We start from the raw sequence: 15,083 nt of genomic DNA on the forward strand, positions 1-15,083 counted from the left end.
TGGGTATATACCAATCGCCTTTCAAGGTGCGTCTTATATCTCTCACTCCGCGGGGAGATATAAATAATCACATGGATTTGCAAGCTACAACTTGCAGTTGGATTAGTATATAAAGACACCAAGATACATTAAGGGCAACATTATCGTTGCCCTTAATAATATCAGTTAATTATTTCCAATTGATGAGGCAATAATGTTTTTTACCACGGCGTAATAAGCTATAACGCCCAAATAAACAATCATTATCCGTAAATACATACATAGGTTCGGATTGTTTTTCACCGTTGATGGAAACCGCATTAGAGCTGATCATAGTACGAGCCTGTCCACGGGAAGGAACGAATTCGGCGGTGACCAATGCTTGTTGCAGATCTGCACCTTTTTCCAGTTCTATTGTTGGCATTCCATCTTGTGCCAATTGAGCGAAATCTTCTTCGGTCAAATCGGCAATGGCTCCTGAGAATAAACTCTCGGTGATACGCTTCGCCGCTGCAAGACCTGCTTCACCATGCACCAGACCAGTAACTTGTTCTGCCAGTACATATTGAGCACGAGGCGCTTTACCACTGTTTTTATCTTCTTCTTCCAGCGCATTAATTTCTTCAATGCTCATGAAAGTAAAGAATTTCAAGAAACGATAAACATCCGCATCTGCTGTGTTAATCCAGAACTGGTAAAATTTGTACGGACTCGTTTTCTTCGGATCTAACCAAACTGCCCCACCCTCTGTCTTACCAAATTTAGTTCCGTCTGATTTGGTGATAAGTGGCACAGTCATGCCAAACACTTGTTTCTGGTTTAAGCGACGCGTCAAATCGATACCTGAAGTAATGTTGCCCCATTGGTCTGATCCACCAATCTGTAATTCAACACCATATTCTCTATTCAAATTTGCAAAGTCATAAGACTGCAATAGGTTATAAGAAAATTCAGTGTAGGAAATACCAACATCATCACGGTTAAGACGTTGTTTCACCGCTTCTTTGTTGATCATCTGGTTTACGGAAAAATGCTTACCGATATCACGCAGGAAGGTCAGCACATCCATTTGACCAAACCAATCGTAGTTATTGGCTAACTCTGCACCATTGTCACCATCAAAACTAAGGAACGGAGAAACCTGGTTACGAATTTTCTCAACCCACTCTTTGACTGTTGTTTCTGTGTTCAACTTGCGTTCAGTTGCTTTAAAACTTGGATCGCCAATCAAACCTGTCGCCCCACCAACCAACGCAATAGGTTTATGCCCAGCAAGTTGGAATCGTTTTAAACACAGCAAGGGAACCAGATGGCCCAAATGCAAGCTGTCAGCGGTAGGATCGAAGCCACAATAGAGAGAAACCGGACCTTGCGCCAGTCTCTCAGCTAACGCCTCTTCATCTGTTACCTGGGCAACAAGGCCCCGCTCTTGCAGTTGTTTAATCAGGTTATTGCTAGACATTAATGACTCCATCAGTTTGTATACTTTGCTTATATTTCTATACTCTTCTTTCACGTTGCCAGCTTATTAGCTACGCTGCAACTTGAAACCTATTGGGTATATAAGCATCTCGTGATAAATCAAGTGCTATAGCATAAAACGCCAGTCATATAAGTGCCAGTATTAAAAACAGTAATTATTTCTTCTACTTTGTAAGTCACTATCTGATTGGCTGTAATTTGCAATTTAAGGGGCCAAACGGTCTACATTCCACTTATCACCATCACGCTGATACAGGAAACGATCATGAAGACGATGAGCACCGCCCTGCCAAAATTCAACTGAGTCAAATGTGACCTTGAATCCGCCCCAAAAACTAGGAAGAGGAACTTCACCATTCTGAAATTTCTGTTTCAACTCCAAAAACTTCCCTTCCAAAATGCTTCTGGCTGAAACCTTTGATGATTGCTGGGAAGCCCAGGCTGCAATTTGGCTATCCCTCGGACGACTATGAAAATATTTTACAACTTCAATCGGAGACAGACGCTCAGCCCTGCCAAGAAAACTGACCTGTCGTTCCAATTGATACCAAGGAAAATGGAGGCTGATCCGGTTATTCTGGGCCAGATGTTTTGCCTTGCGACTGCCAAGATTGGTATAGAATATCAAGTTATTAGCATCAAAATGTTTTAACAAAACGATGCGTTGATAAGGTTGCCCATACTCGTCGACTGTCGCAATACACATTGCCGTCGGATCGCTAAGCTTTGCTTCACAAGCCTGCTTTAACCAACGTTCAAAAAGTTCAATCGGCTCTTCAGTAAGATCTTTTCGCCTTAACCCACCACGTATATATTCCCGACGCAGCTCTGCAATATCGGTTTCATTATTTTCTGACATTTCTAACTCTCTATTTATTAATGAGTATTAGCATACCATTGTTATCTGTTAGCCAACTGTCGTCTTCTAATAATGATCATCTGTTAATTGATCATTATCCAGCCAATTATCTGACAACCGGATAAATTGCCCCTAAAATCGTTTCTCTATCCGCACCTGTGACTGATGGTAAATTACCAGACAACCCTGACATTGTTCGGAATGCCAGCCAGGCAAATGCCAGTGCTTCCATGTCATCCCCACTCAAACCATATTTGTCTGTTGTGGTCACTTCAGTACCCGGCAATAAAGCCGATAGCCGATTCATCACGAATGGATTACGCGCCCCGCCGCCACATACCAGAAGACGATCACATCCACCACTTAGCATCACTTGTTGAGCAATGCTTACAGCCGTTAGTTCAGCTAATGTGGCTTGAACATCCACTGGTGCAACATCAGGGAAATCAGCCAACTGTTTTTCCAACCATGCCATATTAAAATATTCACGCCCTGTACTCTTCGGTGCCGTACGTGCGAAATAAGGATCAGAAAGCATTTTCTGGAGTAAAGATGCATTATCAGTCCCTTCACTGGCCCATTGTGCATCTTTGTCATAAGGCAATTGCTTATGCCGCCATGTCCAAGCATCCATCAACATGTTGCCCGGCCCTGTGTCATAGCCCTTAACGGCTGAATTAGGCAGAAGTGCTGAAATATTTGCTATTCCGCCAATGTTTAAAATAATACGCCTTTCTGTCGGATGGCCCAATACAGCCATATGGAATGCGGGTACTAAAGGCGCGCCTTGCCCACCATAAGCCATGTCACGCCGTCTGAAATCACCGACCGTTGTGATATTGGTAAGTGCTGCTACTCGGTTATTGTCACCGATTTGCATGGTAAAAGGCTTTTCACCGTCCGGCTCATGCCATACGGTCTGCCCATGACATCCAATTGCTATAATATCATTTGCCGTCAGCCCTGCTTTATTCAGTAACCCTTGAACAGCTTCTGCAAAAAGAGTGCCAAGCTCATAGTCAAATCTTCCGATCATTGATAATGTCGTCTGCTGCCCTTGACAAATGGATAACAATTTTTGTTTAAGTTCTTGCGGAAAAGGATGGCTATAACTCACTTGTTGAGTAACAATTTTATCACTAATCTCCGCCAAAATAACATCAACCCCATCCATGCTGGTGCCAGACATCACACCAATATAACGTCCTGACTTCATAAATACTCCTCTATTCAATAATGGCTCACATTTAACATGTGGATTACATTTAATCTTGCGTAAACTATAAAACACATCTATTTGGACTATATATGTTTAATGATCATTATCAGAGATAAAATCTGAGTTTTGGAAAGCTCTTCACAAAACATGCTAAACTTTTGGTCAGGAATTATTCCTTTCAGAGTTCATCGGGAACATTTATTATATGTAAATATGCATTATTAGTAGCCGGCAAATTTATTAGTTCTGCTGCTAACAATAGTGTTTACTACTGAGAATAGTAGCCGAACACTTGGTGATAAGTTTATTCTCAAGCTTCCCTCTCGGGCATTAAAATTAGGAGTGATTATGTTAAAACGTTTCCTGGTTGGCGCAGTTGTAGTAACCACGTTGTCTGGCTGTGCAGACATGGGAGCACTTTCTAGTGATACTTACTCTATTGATCAAGCCAAACAAGCTCAAACTGTAACTTATGGCACTATTCTATCTGTACGCCCCATCACAATTAAAGGTAAGCAAGCCGGTGATCCTAGTATGTTAGGTCTCATTGGTGGTGCTGTTTTGGGAGGGCTGCTAGGTAATACAGTTGGAGATGGTTCTGGTCAAAGACTCGCCACAGCCGCGGGTGCTATTGCTGGCGGCCTGGCTGGCCAAAAAATCGAAGGTGCGTTAGACCAAACGAAAGGTATTGAGCTAGAAATTCGTATGGACAGCGGAAAAAATATCATCATAGTACAAAAGTTAGATAGTGTCGTGTTCAGCAGAGGGCAACGTGTCAGGATCGCAAACAGCGGAGATTCTTTGACTGTATCACCACTCTAAAATGTTCAAATAACGCAAAACAAAAAATCGCGGTTTACCAGTAACAAGATCTGGGCCGCGATTTTATTATTATAGATTAATTTTTATATTACCTGTTTGTGCAATTGGTTAATATTTTTTTCAATTTTCTTTATTACAGAAGCGAGCAGAATTAACTCATCATGAGTAATTCCCTCCAAAATTTCTTTTCTTGTCGAACCAATAACACTATCCACTTCTCTAATAAAGTTTTCCGATTCTTTGGTTAATTTGATTCTTTTTGCACGTCGATCATTGGCACATGTGTGGCGTGTAATCAGTTTCTTTTCTTCTAATTGATCAAGCGTTCTCACCAAAGAGGGTTGTTCAATACCAATAGCTTTTGCGAGCTGTATCTGGGACTGCTCTGGTGGTAGTTGACTAATATTGTATAGAGTAACCCAATGCGTCTGAGTTAATTTCAACGGTTTCAAACGATGATCAATTAAAGCGCGCCAGATACGGACTAAACGTGCCAGATCTGATCCCAATGTCAATTCCAATTACCCCTCCTTATAATTAGAGACTCATATAACATCAATGAATTATCCAATCAGTTTATTCATATGAATAATGAATACGCACTCTATATCATGCTTACATTATCAGAGTCAGCAATTTCGCTAATTACCTAATGAGTATCGCGTTGGCTTGTTCCTCAAAGTTGACATCTTCGTCGCCCTAAAGAGCGAAATTGTACGGCGCATCGAATAAAATCGCGCATTAATCCACCAACGATATAAACTGTATAAAATAATCCTTCAACTAAACTATTATGAATTTAAATATCAACAAAAAAAGTACAATCTCCTAAAATATATACATTTCCACTCGGCTGAAGTTCTATAAGAATAACCGCCATCCAAATACTAATCTATATATTTTTACATTAATATCATTTTTCTCTTACAGAAATTGACAGCATTGAAATAAATAACATAAAAAAACAATAAGATAACAAAATAGATTCTTTTTTGTTCAATAAGTAATTCTTTAATAAAAAATTTTTACTGAGATGATTAAGATAGACAACAGAAGTGGTATTTTGAAATGACTTATGTCAAATAAAAGAAATGTAATATAAATGATATCTCATCTATTACTAAATAGCGTTTCAAAATGATAGGAGTATTCCTTACCCCGCGCGGAGCGCGGGGTAAGGAACGCCAACATCTGATACTCTCAGTATTATGAAAACCTATTTAGTAATATTTCTTATTTTTGTGATCATCCTATACTATACGCATTAAACTTCAAGTTGCAATTTACAACACGATATGAAGCCTGATTTCTCCCCGCTTTGTGGGGAAAAATCACACGCATCTTGAAGTCAGATTGGTATTTAATTCATATAAAAGATATTTTTTAACCAGTTCAGAGTGAGATTAAAATAAATCGGATTGTCTTGGAATAATATTGCTTTCTTCTTCCTTCTTTCTCAAACTTCTTAGTTTTCTCTGATGACATAACCGCAATATTTCTCTTTTTTCACTATCCGATAATTTCATCCATATAAACCGCTCTTCCCTGCTACGATAACATCCCTGGCAAAAACCACGGGGATCAGATTCACAAACTCCCCGACAAGGGTTTGGAATAGCAAAAAATTCTAATTGTTCAGCCATCTCATCCCCCTGCATCCAAACTTATCAAGCATTCCCACAATAAGGCCATTTATTGATCAGTATAAACTTCACCCATGTCATTTCAAAATAAAATGGTAACAACCTATACGCGTTACCTTTCAAGTTGTTCATTATAAGACAACATAACTCATTGTTTTTACCCGCTTCGCGGGGAGAAACAATATGCATCTTGAAGTGAGATGGATATAAAGGTAAATAAATCGGATAATTTGAATTATTTGATCTATATACGGCATAATGCAGATATGTGAGCCACGTTTCTGAACATTATGTTTCGTAATAAAGTTATAAAGATCAAGAGGTAATCATGCGTTTACTCCACACTATGATCCGTGTTGGCAATATGCAGCGCTCGATTGATTTCTATACTCAGGTAATGGGTATGCGTTTACTCCGCACCAGCGAAAACCCAGAGTATAAGTATTCTCTCGCGTTTGTTGGTTATACCGATGAAAGTCAAGGCGCAGTTATTGAGCTAACTTATAATTGGGATGTTGAAAACTATGAAATGGGAACCGCATTTGGACATATCGCCTTAGGTGTTGATGATGTTGCGGCAACCTGTGAACGCATCAAACTTGCTGGAGGGAAAGTAGTTCGCGAAGCAGGGCCAGTTAAAGGTGGAACAACTGTCATTGCATTCGTTGAAGATCCCGATGGCTATAAGATTGAACTCATCGAAAATGCAAGTGCCAGCAATGCATTAGGCAACTAACGCTATTTCTCACTATTACGTTATAGTGAGAAATTATTTAACTAGCTAAATAAGGGCATCTTGCCCTTTATCCCCCACTGTATAAGCATTACTTCTGCAAGACACACCAAATTTTGTCATAATACTCACTATTCCAAAGTTAAAAAATAGAATCCTGAAGCTAAGAACTGAAAATCAGATGTCTAATCAAAATATGCTAAGTGGGCGCTTTCGTGGCTACTATCCCGTTGTTATTGATGTCGAAACCGCTGGTTTTAATGCGCGTACAGACGCTTTACTTGAAATTGCTGCAACTACTTTAAAAATGGATGAAGATGGTTGGCTAACACCGGCCAATACGCTGCATTTTCATATCGAGCCTTTTGAAGGGGCTAATCTTGATCCTGCCGCTCTCGCTTTCACTGGCATTGATCCTACAAACCCCTTGCGAGGAGCTGTCAGTGAATATACTGCCTTGCACGCAATTTTTAAAATGATCCGCAAAGGTATGAAAGACACAAATTGTAATCGTGCAATTATCGTCGCTCATAATGCCAATTTTGATCACAGCTTTGTCATGGCCGCTGCTGAACGTGCTAGTTTGAAACGCAATCCATTCCATCCGTTCGCGACTTTTGATACCGCTGCACTCAGTGGCTTGGTTCTTGGTCAGACAATTCTTGCCAAAGCCTGCATCACAGCGGAAATTCCGTTTGACAGCAATCAGGCCCATAGCGCTCTTTATGATACTGATCGAACCGCCCTACTTTTCTGCGAGCTGGTTAATCGCTGGAAGCGGCTGGGTGGTTGGCCACTACCATCTACTGATAACGCTAACTGCGAATCCTAAAAAAGTAAGCCCCATACTTTAATCGGTATGGGGCTATGGAAAGTAACCATTATTCAGATGAATGACTGGCCTTATTCCTGCTCACGATATTTATCGGCAGTCTCTTTGATCAGTGTTTGTAGTTCACCGCGTTGATACATCTCAACAAGAATGTCACAACCTCCCACCAACTCACCATCAACCCAAAGTTGAGGAAAAGTCGGCCAATTTGCATATTTAGGTAATTGAGCGCGGATATCTGGATTTTGCAAAATATCCACATAAGCAAAACGTTCACCACAAGCTGATAAAGCCTGAACTGCCTGTGCAGAGAAGCCACAGCTTGGCAATTTCGGTGAACCTTTCATGTACAACAGAATTGGGTTTTCTCTAATCTGGCGTTCGATTTTTTCAATGACTGCATCAGCCGTTGTATCAGTAACCGTATTAGTGTTTGTATTAATATTAGTCATTTTTGCTTCCTTAAAAACTGCACGTGCTATTTATCAGCATAAGATAAAGATTGATTCAGAATACCACTTTCTACGCTAATTTTTCTACCGTGAACTTTATATGGCAAATTTTTGCCATGACTTGCCACAAATGATCATTAGATATTTTCATTCCAACTGACTGTATCCAATACATGTTAAGTTCAGTTCTGCACCAGTTCGCAGCTTTATAGCATCTTTTTCCCTGTTATTTAGCAGAAAAGTTGTTAAGATAATTATCAAAATAGTAACACGATAATAAGCTTAAATTTGCCCTGTTCCATGGTGAGTGTCTAAGCCATGGTTTGCAGAGCCAAAAACCCGATATTAAAAAGGAGCATGCAATGTCTTTTGAATTACCAGCATTACCTTATGCCAAAGATGCCCTGGAACCACACATTTCTGCAGAAACTCTGGAATATCACTACGGCAAACATCACAACGCTTATGTTGTAAACCTGAATAATCTGATTAAAGATACTGAATTTGCCGGAAAATCACTGGAAGAGATCATCAAAACATCTGAAGGTGGCATCTTCAATAACGCAGCACAAGTTTGGAACCATACTTTCTACTGGCACAGCCTGTCACCAAATGGTGGTGGCGAACCCACCGGAAAAGTGGCAGATGCTATCAGTCATGCTTTCGGCTCTTTTGCTGAATTTAAACAGCAATTCACTGATGCAGCCCTGAAAAACTTTGGTTCTGGTTGGACTTGGTTAGTCAAGAAAGCTGATGGTACTTTGGCTATCGTTAACACTTCTAATGCAGCAACGCCATTGACTGGCGAAGATAAGCCAGTGCTGACTGTTGATGTTTGGGAGCACGCATATTATATCGATTACCGCAATGCTCGCCCTCAATATTTGGAGCACTTCTGGGCTCTGGTCAACTGGAACTTTGTTGAAGAAAACTTAGCTTAATAAGATTAATTCTTATACTAGTTTGAAATAATAAGGGCGGGCTTTTCCTTTATTTGCGATATTGCACATGTTGGAAAACCCGCCCTTAAGATAAGTGGGGCTACAAATTCTTTTAGATCTTGATCAGATCAGGCAGAGGCTCCCCAGAAAAACAATCATGATTAATGCACTACTGGCGGCCAATAATCCCAATTTCAGATCTGTATCCATAGAACATCCTCAATGTGAAAATTAAGACACCTCAACATCCTAAATTTTAAGCGGTTATTTGCCATACTATCTAAAAATCATACCGCAAGATTTAATCCATACTCTTTATAGCATCGATTATTACTTTCACTTTTGAGCTAGATCAGACAAAATTCAAGGTTTACCGCTAAATTATTGCCAACCATCACCCTGTATACAAATATATTGGTAAACGATTAACAAATAGCTATACCCGAAAAGAAAGATAAAGGGTATATAAATTAGACCAGAAGGTCAGGAGTCCTTTTTTCATGGCAACGATTAAAGATGTGGCCAAACGCGCTGGTGTTTCGACTACAACCGTATCCCATGTTATCAATAAAACCCGTTTCGTCGCCGAAGATACAAAGGCCGCAGTTTGGGCCGCTATTAAAGAATTGAACTATTCTCCCAGTGCGGTTGCCCGTAGCTTAAAAGTTAACCACACCAAATCCATTGGGTTGCTGGCAACATCAAGTGAAGCACCATACTTTGCTGAGATCATAGAATCAGTTGAAAATAGCTGCTATAGCAAAGGTTATACCCTGATTTTATGTAATTCTCATAACAATCTTGATAAACAGAAAGCATATCTCGCGATGCTCGCACAAAAACGAGTAGATGGTTTGCTGGTAATGTGTTCAGAATACCCTGAGCAACTTTTGAGTATGTTGGAAGGCTATCGTAATATTCCTATGGTGGTCATGGATTGGGGAGAATCCAGAGGTGATTTTACCGATGCAATTATTGATAATGCCTTTCATGGTGGTTACCTGGCTGGCCGTTATCTTATTGAACGCGGTCATCGTGATATTGCATCCATTCCTGGACCATTGGCAAGAAATACGGGAGGAGGCCGCCACCAAGGTTTTCTTAAGGCACTAAAAGAAGCCAATATCGCTATTCGGGATGAGTGGATTGTACAAGGTGATTTTGAACCTGAGTCCGGTTACCAAGCCATGTATAAGATCCTGAATCAAAAACATCGTCCAACTGCTGTTTTCTGTGGTGGAGATGTCATGGCTATGGGAGCGATCTGTGCAGCTGATGAGTTGGGTTTGCGTGTTCCGCAAGATATTTCAATTATCGGTTATGATAATATTCGTAATGCCCGCTATTTTACGCCAGCATTGACAACCATTCACCAACCCAAAGAGCGTTTAGGGCAAATGGCCTTTTCAATGTTACTGGACAGGATAGTCAATAAACGTGAGGATGTACAAACTATCGAAGTCCACCCACGCCTTGTTGAACGGCGCTCTGTTGCAGATGGACCTTTTATCGATTATCGCCGCTGACAGTTAATTTTCTTGCAGCCATTCGGCATTAAGCGTTTCGCTATCCCCCAGATAATCAAGTAACCAGCTTAATGCCGGTGAATGGCTTTTTTGCGACCATGTCAAGCAGCATGGGCTGTCAGGCAATGGTTGTTCAAGTTCAAGTGTCATCAATTTGCCTTTACGGATCAGCGGTTGCGCACGGTGCTTAGGCACCATGCCTACACACAATCCATCCATCAAGCAACTTAATCCAACATCCCAATCAGGCACAATCAATCGCCGCTGATTATCCAAAGCCCATGTATCACGTTTAGGTAAGCTGCGCGCTGTGTCTTCAAGACATAAACTGGGATAAGGTCGCATTTGGTCATCATTCAATTTTCCCGATATTACTGCCAGTTCGTGTTCTGGACTGGCTACACACAGCCAAGGCATGAACCCCATATCCCTGAAGCTATATCGCTCACCAACAGGGGAAGCACGTGTCGCTCCGATGGCGACATCCACTCGGCCATCCACCAGAGCATCCCATACGCCATTGAAAACTTCAGGATAGATAAGTAACTCAATATCTGGGAAATGGCGATAAAAATCCAAAATTAGCCGAAGCGTTCGCTCTGGTTTTACAACCTGATCAACCGCAATACTAAATTGCCCTCGCCAACCATTAGCAACCTGTTGGCACTGATGCCGAGTGTGATTCATTTTTTTGATAACAGAACGCGCTTCTTTGACAAAAATTGCTCCCGCTTCCGTTAAATCGACATCACGGTGACGACGTTCAAACAGAGGAACTGCCAGCCATTCTTCAAGCTGTTTTACCGTATAGCTGATAGCAGAAGGCACACGATGAAGTTCTGATGCAGCCGCGCTGAAACTTCCTGTTCTGGCAACAGCATCAACGACTTCCAGAGAGTATTCAGACCACATATATCTTCCTTTCAATTTTTTTCACAGCATGGTGCAAATATTACCGTTTCACAAGTAAAAATCATGCTATATAAAATAAGCCAACTATTTCCTTATCCACGACAAAATCTAACTACTAACACAATGACAACAAATAAAAACACCATTCCATTTATGTCTTATCTCGCTGGCTTAAGCATGTTAGGCTATTTGGCCATTGATATGTATCTGCCCGCTTTTGATGCAATGAAAGCAGAATTAGGTACATCAACTAATGCTATCAGTGCAAGCCTTAGCATTTTTCTTGCCGGATTTGCTTTTGCACAACTTTTATGGGGTCAATTGTCTGACCGGTTAGGCAGAAAACCTGTTCTTATTATCGGCCTGTCCCTGTTTTCCATTAGTTGTTTAGGTATGCTTTGGATAACAGATCCGATCCAATTACTGGTATTGAGATTTATGCAGGCTGTGGGCGTTTGTTCCGCTGCGGTAACCTGGCAAGCTTTGGTCGTCGACAGATATGATGCAGAGCGTACCAAACGTGTTTTTGCCATGATCATGCCTTTGGTTGCCCTTTCTCCTGCACTTGCTCCTTTGTTGGGGGCATGGTTATTGACGCATAGTGGCTGGAGAGTCATTTTCCTTATTTTAATGATAGTAACGATATTGCTGTTAATACCCACATTTTTCCTGACTAATAAACGTACTAATATTGAAACCCGCACTGATAAAAAAGCGGTTTCTTTCTTTACGTTATTAACTTCTCCAGTTTTTAACGGAAATGTATTGATCTACGCATCTTGCAGTGCCGGTTTTTTTGCCTGGCTAACGGGTTCACCAACCATTCTGAAAGATATGGGTTATGATCCTACCGATATTGGTTTAAGTTATATTCCTCAAACTCTGGCATTTATGATTGGCGGGTATGGTTGCCGTATCTTACTGGAAAAAGTAAAAAGTGAAACGGTATTCCCATTTTTGTTGGTAGGTTATGCTGTAAGCATGATCACTATTTATTTGATCTCCATATTAAGTCAACCTTCATTTATCGCCATTCTTATTCCTTTTTGTGTAATGGCAGCAATGAATGGCGCATCCTATCCAATTGCAGTAGCAAATGCTTTGTCTATTTATCCACAAGATAGTGGTAAAGCGGCTGCATTACAAAATGCCCTGCAATTGGGCCTCTGTTTTGTCGCAAGTATGCTCGTCTCTGTATTTATGGAATACCCTCTTTTATCGACGACAACAATAATGGCGCTTACGGTTGTGCCAATGGCTGCCGGTTATTGGCTGCAAAAACAAGGTGTTGAAAAAAGCCATCAAGCATAAATACGATAGTTTTCCAAAAAAATAATAGTTAAGAACATTATTATCTAAAGGTTACGCCATGATGTGACCTTTAGATGATTGTCTAAATATCATTTCACTCATATACTCATACGGATTCATTATTCTAAAAACTCGGAATTTGAGGTCCTTCAGAGCATTGACGCTCTATTTAATTTCAGGATGAATAGGCAATATGTGCTTTTCAATACAATTTCTATATTATTTTCCAATAAACCCTCGAGGTTTTATATAATAAAAATCAGCTACAAAGTGACACCTCAAAATTCCATCACACCAATGTTGGAGAGTATATGAGTTCGTCTTTCGTTGAAGGTAAAAAAACAATCACTGATCCTTGGCATAGGATCGCCCATGAATTGCTTCAGGAAATTGATATTGATATCAATGGCAAGCGCCCTTTCGACATACGTATTAAAAATCCTGATTTCTATAAGCGCGTATTGAAAGAAGGCTCGTTGGGGCTGGGTGAGAGTTATATGGATGGCTGGTGGGAATGTGATCGCCTTGATATTTTCTTTTACAAAGTATTGCGGGCAGGTTTAGAACATCGTATTCCTAAAAATATCAAGGATATCTTCAAGATAATTATCTCTCGTATATTTAATTTACAATCTCCCAAACGTGCCTGGATTGTAGGTAAGGAACATTATAATTTAGGTAATGACCTGTTTATTCGGATGCTTGATCCTCACATGCAATATTCTTGCGGTTATTGGAAAGATGCCAACACACTGGAAGAAGCACAATCCCATAAGCTACGCCTGATTTGCGAAAAACTACAACTGTCTCCAGGCATGACCTTATTGGATATCGGTTGTGGATGGGGAGGTTTGGCCGCCTATGCAGCAGAAAACTATGGTGTATCTGTCACAGGGGTAACGATTTCAGCCGAGCAACAGAAGTATGCACAGGAACGCTGCAAGGACCTAAATGTAGAAATTATCCTTGAAGATTACCGAAACCTTAATTTGCAATTTGATCGCGTTGTATCTGTCGGCATGTTTGAACATGTGGGCCCTAAAAATTATGATAATTATTTCAGTATTGTGAAAAAGAACTTAAAACCTGATGGTCTGTTCCTTCTTCATACCATCGGTTCCAATATTGATAAATCAGGTTCCGATGCATGGATCAGCAAGTATATTTTTCCCAACGGCTGCTTACCATCAATTGCCAAAATTGCCAAAACAACCACCGGAAAATTTGTTATGGAAGATTGGCATAATTTTGGTGCTGATTATGACCGGACATTGATGGCATGGTATGAGCGATTTATCGCCAGTTGGCATGAAATAGAGCATAACTATAGCCCACGTTTCAAACGGATGTTCAGTTATTACCTGAACGCCTGTGCAGGTGCATTCCGTGCAAGGGATATACAGTTATGGCAGATAGTCTTTAGTCCCCGAGGTATTGAAAAAGGATTAAGAGTACCTAGATAGCTCCCCATAACGGAACGCTTGAAGCTACAGAAATCGTTTTTCTGTAGCTTCCATATTTTATCGAATCTAAATAGTTTTCATAATACTGAGAGTATCAGATGTTGGCGTTCCTTACCCTGCGCGGGGTGAGGAATACGCCTATCATTTTGAGACGCTATTTAGAAAGATTTTTTATTGTTCTTCAGTCTGTGACAATAATTTTTCTTGTTCTTTCTGAGCCAGAACCCGTTCAACGGTATCTACAATCGCTTGAGTCTGTGGATCAATTTCAATATTAACCTTCTCACCGAGACGTTTTTTATCCAACGTTGTGCGTTCCAATGTTTCTGGAATTAAATGAACGCAAAAGCGATTAGTGACTACATCTCCAATTGTTAGGCTAATACCGTCAATACCAACAAATCCTTTATGCAGGATATATTTCATTAACTGTTTATCGTGCATTCGAAACCATATTTCATGGTTATTTTCAGAAGTGAAGATCTTGGCAATTTCTGCTGTTGTAATGACATGACCGGACATCAAATGCCCGCCAATTTCATCACCAAATTTAGCGGCCCTTTCCAGATTAACTAAATCTCCTACCCTAAGTTCGCCAAGATTGGTCAGGCGCAATGTTTCTTTCATTAAATCAAAACTGATTAAATCACCGTCGATCTTCGTTACAGTCAGACAACAACCGTTGTGAGAAACAGAAGCTCCCGTTTCAATTCCGGGTAATAATTCAGCCGGAAATTTAACAACATGGGTCCGAAAATGCACTTTTTCATCAATAGCAACTATCGGTGCTTTTCCCTGAACGATACCTGTAAACATGGACACCTCTTTATAATTTCATCGAGCGGATTAGTTTAACCCACTCATCACTTTTAAACAGCATTTCGTTTAAACATAGCGCTGTTTATACTG

The 15,083-nt window shown here is 40.4% G+C and carries 15 protein-coding genes; 7 read left to right on the forward strand and 8 right to left on the reverse strand.

What is annotated here, in order from left to right; all coding sequences use genetic code 11:
- Window positions 1-169: 169 nt before the first annotated feature.
- From tyrS to anmK, 3 genes are all read right to left on the reverse strand, one after another.
- The gene (tyrS, locus tag WDV75_RS10830; protein WP_273558179.1) at window positions 170-1,441 is read right to left on the reverse strand and encodes a tyrosine--tRNA ligase; all 1,272 of its coding nucleotides are present in this window, start codon (window positions 1,439-1,441) and stop codon (window positions 170-172) included.
- 225 nt (window positions 1,442-1,666) lie between these two features.
- Entirely contained in the window at window positions 1,667-2,320 is a 654-nt protein-coding gene (gene pdxH / locus WDV75_RS10835; protein WP_273558180.1) for a pyridoxamine 5'-phosphate oxidase, read from the reverse strand.
- A gap of 106 nt (window positions 2,321-2,426) precedes the next feature.
- Window positions 2,427-3,536 (reverse strand): anhydro-N-acetylmuramic acid kinase, encoded by a 1,110-nt coding sequence (anmK, locus tag WDV75_RS10840; protein WP_273558181.1) that lies wholly within the window; start codon window positions 3,534-3,536, stop codon window positions 2,427-2,429.
- A gap of 351 nt (window positions 3,537-3,887) precedes the next feature.
- Here anmK and WDV75_RS10845 point away from each other — a divergent pair, with 351 nt between their 5' ends.
- Window positions 3,888-4,361, forward strand: coding sequence for a glycine zipper 2TM domain-containing protein (locus WDV75_RS10845; protein ID WP_189760278.1), 474 nt, complete (start codon window positions 3,888-3,890; stop codon window positions 4,359-4,361).
- A gap of 83 nt (window positions 4,362-4,444) precedes the next feature.
- On the opposite strand, the gene slyA is transcribed toward WDV75_RS10845, so the two are convergent.
- Together slyA and WDV75_RS10855 are read right to left on the reverse strand one after the other, a co-directional pair.
- Window positions 4,445-4,882 (reverse strand): transcriptional regulator SlyA, encoded by a 438-nt coding sequence (gene slyA / locus WDV75_RS10850; RefSeq protein WP_099132866.1) that lies wholly within the window; start codon window positions 4,880-4,882, stop codon window positions 4,445-4,447.
- A gap of 882 nt (window positions 4,883-5,764) precedes the next feature.
- Complete coding sequence (locus WDV75_RS10855) at window positions 5,765-6,004, reverse strand: DUF1289 domain-containing protein (protein WP_273558182.1); 240 nt, start codon at window positions 6,002-6,004, stop codon at window positions 5,765-5,767.
- 328 nt (window positions 6,005-6,332) lie between these two features.
- On the opposite strand from WDV75_RS10855, the gene gloA reads away from it, so the two are divergent.
- Window positions 6,333-6,740, forward strand: a complete 408-nt coding sequence (gene gloA / locus WDV75_RS10860; RefSeq protein ID WP_189760905.1) for a lactoylglutathione lyase — start codon at window positions 6,333-6,335, stop codon at window positions 6,738-6,740.
- A 178-nt stretch (window positions 6,741-6,918) separates the two neighbouring features.
- Window positions 6,919-7,569, forward strand: a complete 651-nt coding sequence (rnt, locus tag WDV75_RS10865; RefSeq protein ID WP_189760906.1) for a ribonuclease T — start codon at window positions 6,919-6,921, stop codon at window positions 7,567-7,569.
- Between the two features lie 71 nt (window positions 7,570-7,640).
- Here rnt and WDV75_RS10870 read toward each other — a convergent pair whose 3' ends face one another.
- On the reverse strand, window positions 7,641-8,021 hold the full coding sequence (locus tag WDV75_RS10870; protein ID WP_189760907.1) for a Grx4 family monothiol glutaredoxin: 381 nt from the start codon (window positions 8,019-8,021) through the stop codon (window positions 7,641-7,643).
- Between the two features lie 362 nt (window positions 8,022-8,383).
- Between WDV75_RS10870 and sodB the strand changes: the two genes are divergently transcribed.
- Complete coding sequence (gene sodB / locus WDV75_RS10875; RefSeq protein WP_189760908.1) at window positions 8,384-8,962, forward strand: superoxide dismutase [Fe]; 579 nt, start codon at window positions 8,384-8,386, stop codon at window positions 8,960-8,962.
- Window positions 8,963-9,462: 500 nt separating this feature from the next.
- Window positions 9,463-10,488, forward strand: coding sequence for an HTH-type transcriptional repressor PurR (gene purR / locus WDV75_RS10880; protein ID WP_273558183.1), 1,026 nt, complete (start codon window positions 9,463-9,465; stop codon window positions 10,486-10,488).
- A 3-nt stretch (window positions 10,489-10,491) separates the two neighbouring features.
- Here the strand turns inward: purR and punR are convergent, their stop codons facing one another.
- Complete coding sequence (punR, locus tag WDV75_RS10885) at window positions 10,492-11,400, reverse strand: DNA-binding transcriptional activator PunR (protein ID WP_273558184.1); 909 nt, start codon at window positions 11,398-11,400, stop codon at window positions 10,492-10,494.
- Window positions 11,401-11,523: 123 nt separating this feature from the next.
- Between punR and punC the strand changes: the two genes are divergently transcribed.
- Together punC and cfa are read left to right on the forward strand one after the other, a co-directional pair.
- Window positions 11,524-12,711, forward strand: a complete 1,188-nt coding sequence (gene punC, locus WDV75_RS10890; RefSeq protein WP_273558192.1) for a purine nucleoside transporter PunC — start codon at window positions 11,524-11,526, stop codon at window positions 12,709-12,711.
- 311 nt (window positions 12,712-13,022) lie between these two features.
- Window positions 13,023-14,174, forward strand: coding sequence for a cyclopropane fatty acyl phospholipid synthase (gene cfa, locus WDV75_RS10895; protein ID WP_273558185.1), 1,152 nt, complete (start codon window positions 13,023-13,025; stop codon window positions 14,172-14,174).
- A gap of 171 nt (window positions 14,175-14,345) precedes the next feature.
- Here the strand turns inward: cfa and WDV75_RS10900 are convergent, their stop codons facing one another.
- Entirely contained in the window at window positions 14,346-14,990 is a 645-nt protein-coding gene (locus WDV75_RS10900) for a riboflavin synthase subunit alpha (protein WP_273558186.1), read from the reverse strand.
- Between the last annotated feature and the right edge of the window lie 93 nt (window positions 14,991-15,083).

The sequence above is a fragment of the Xenorhabdus griffiniae genome, assembly GCF_037265215.1.
GTDB lineage: Bacteria > Pseudomonadota > Gammaproteobacteria > Enterobacterales > Enterobacteriaceae > Xenorhabdus > Xenorhabdus griffiniae.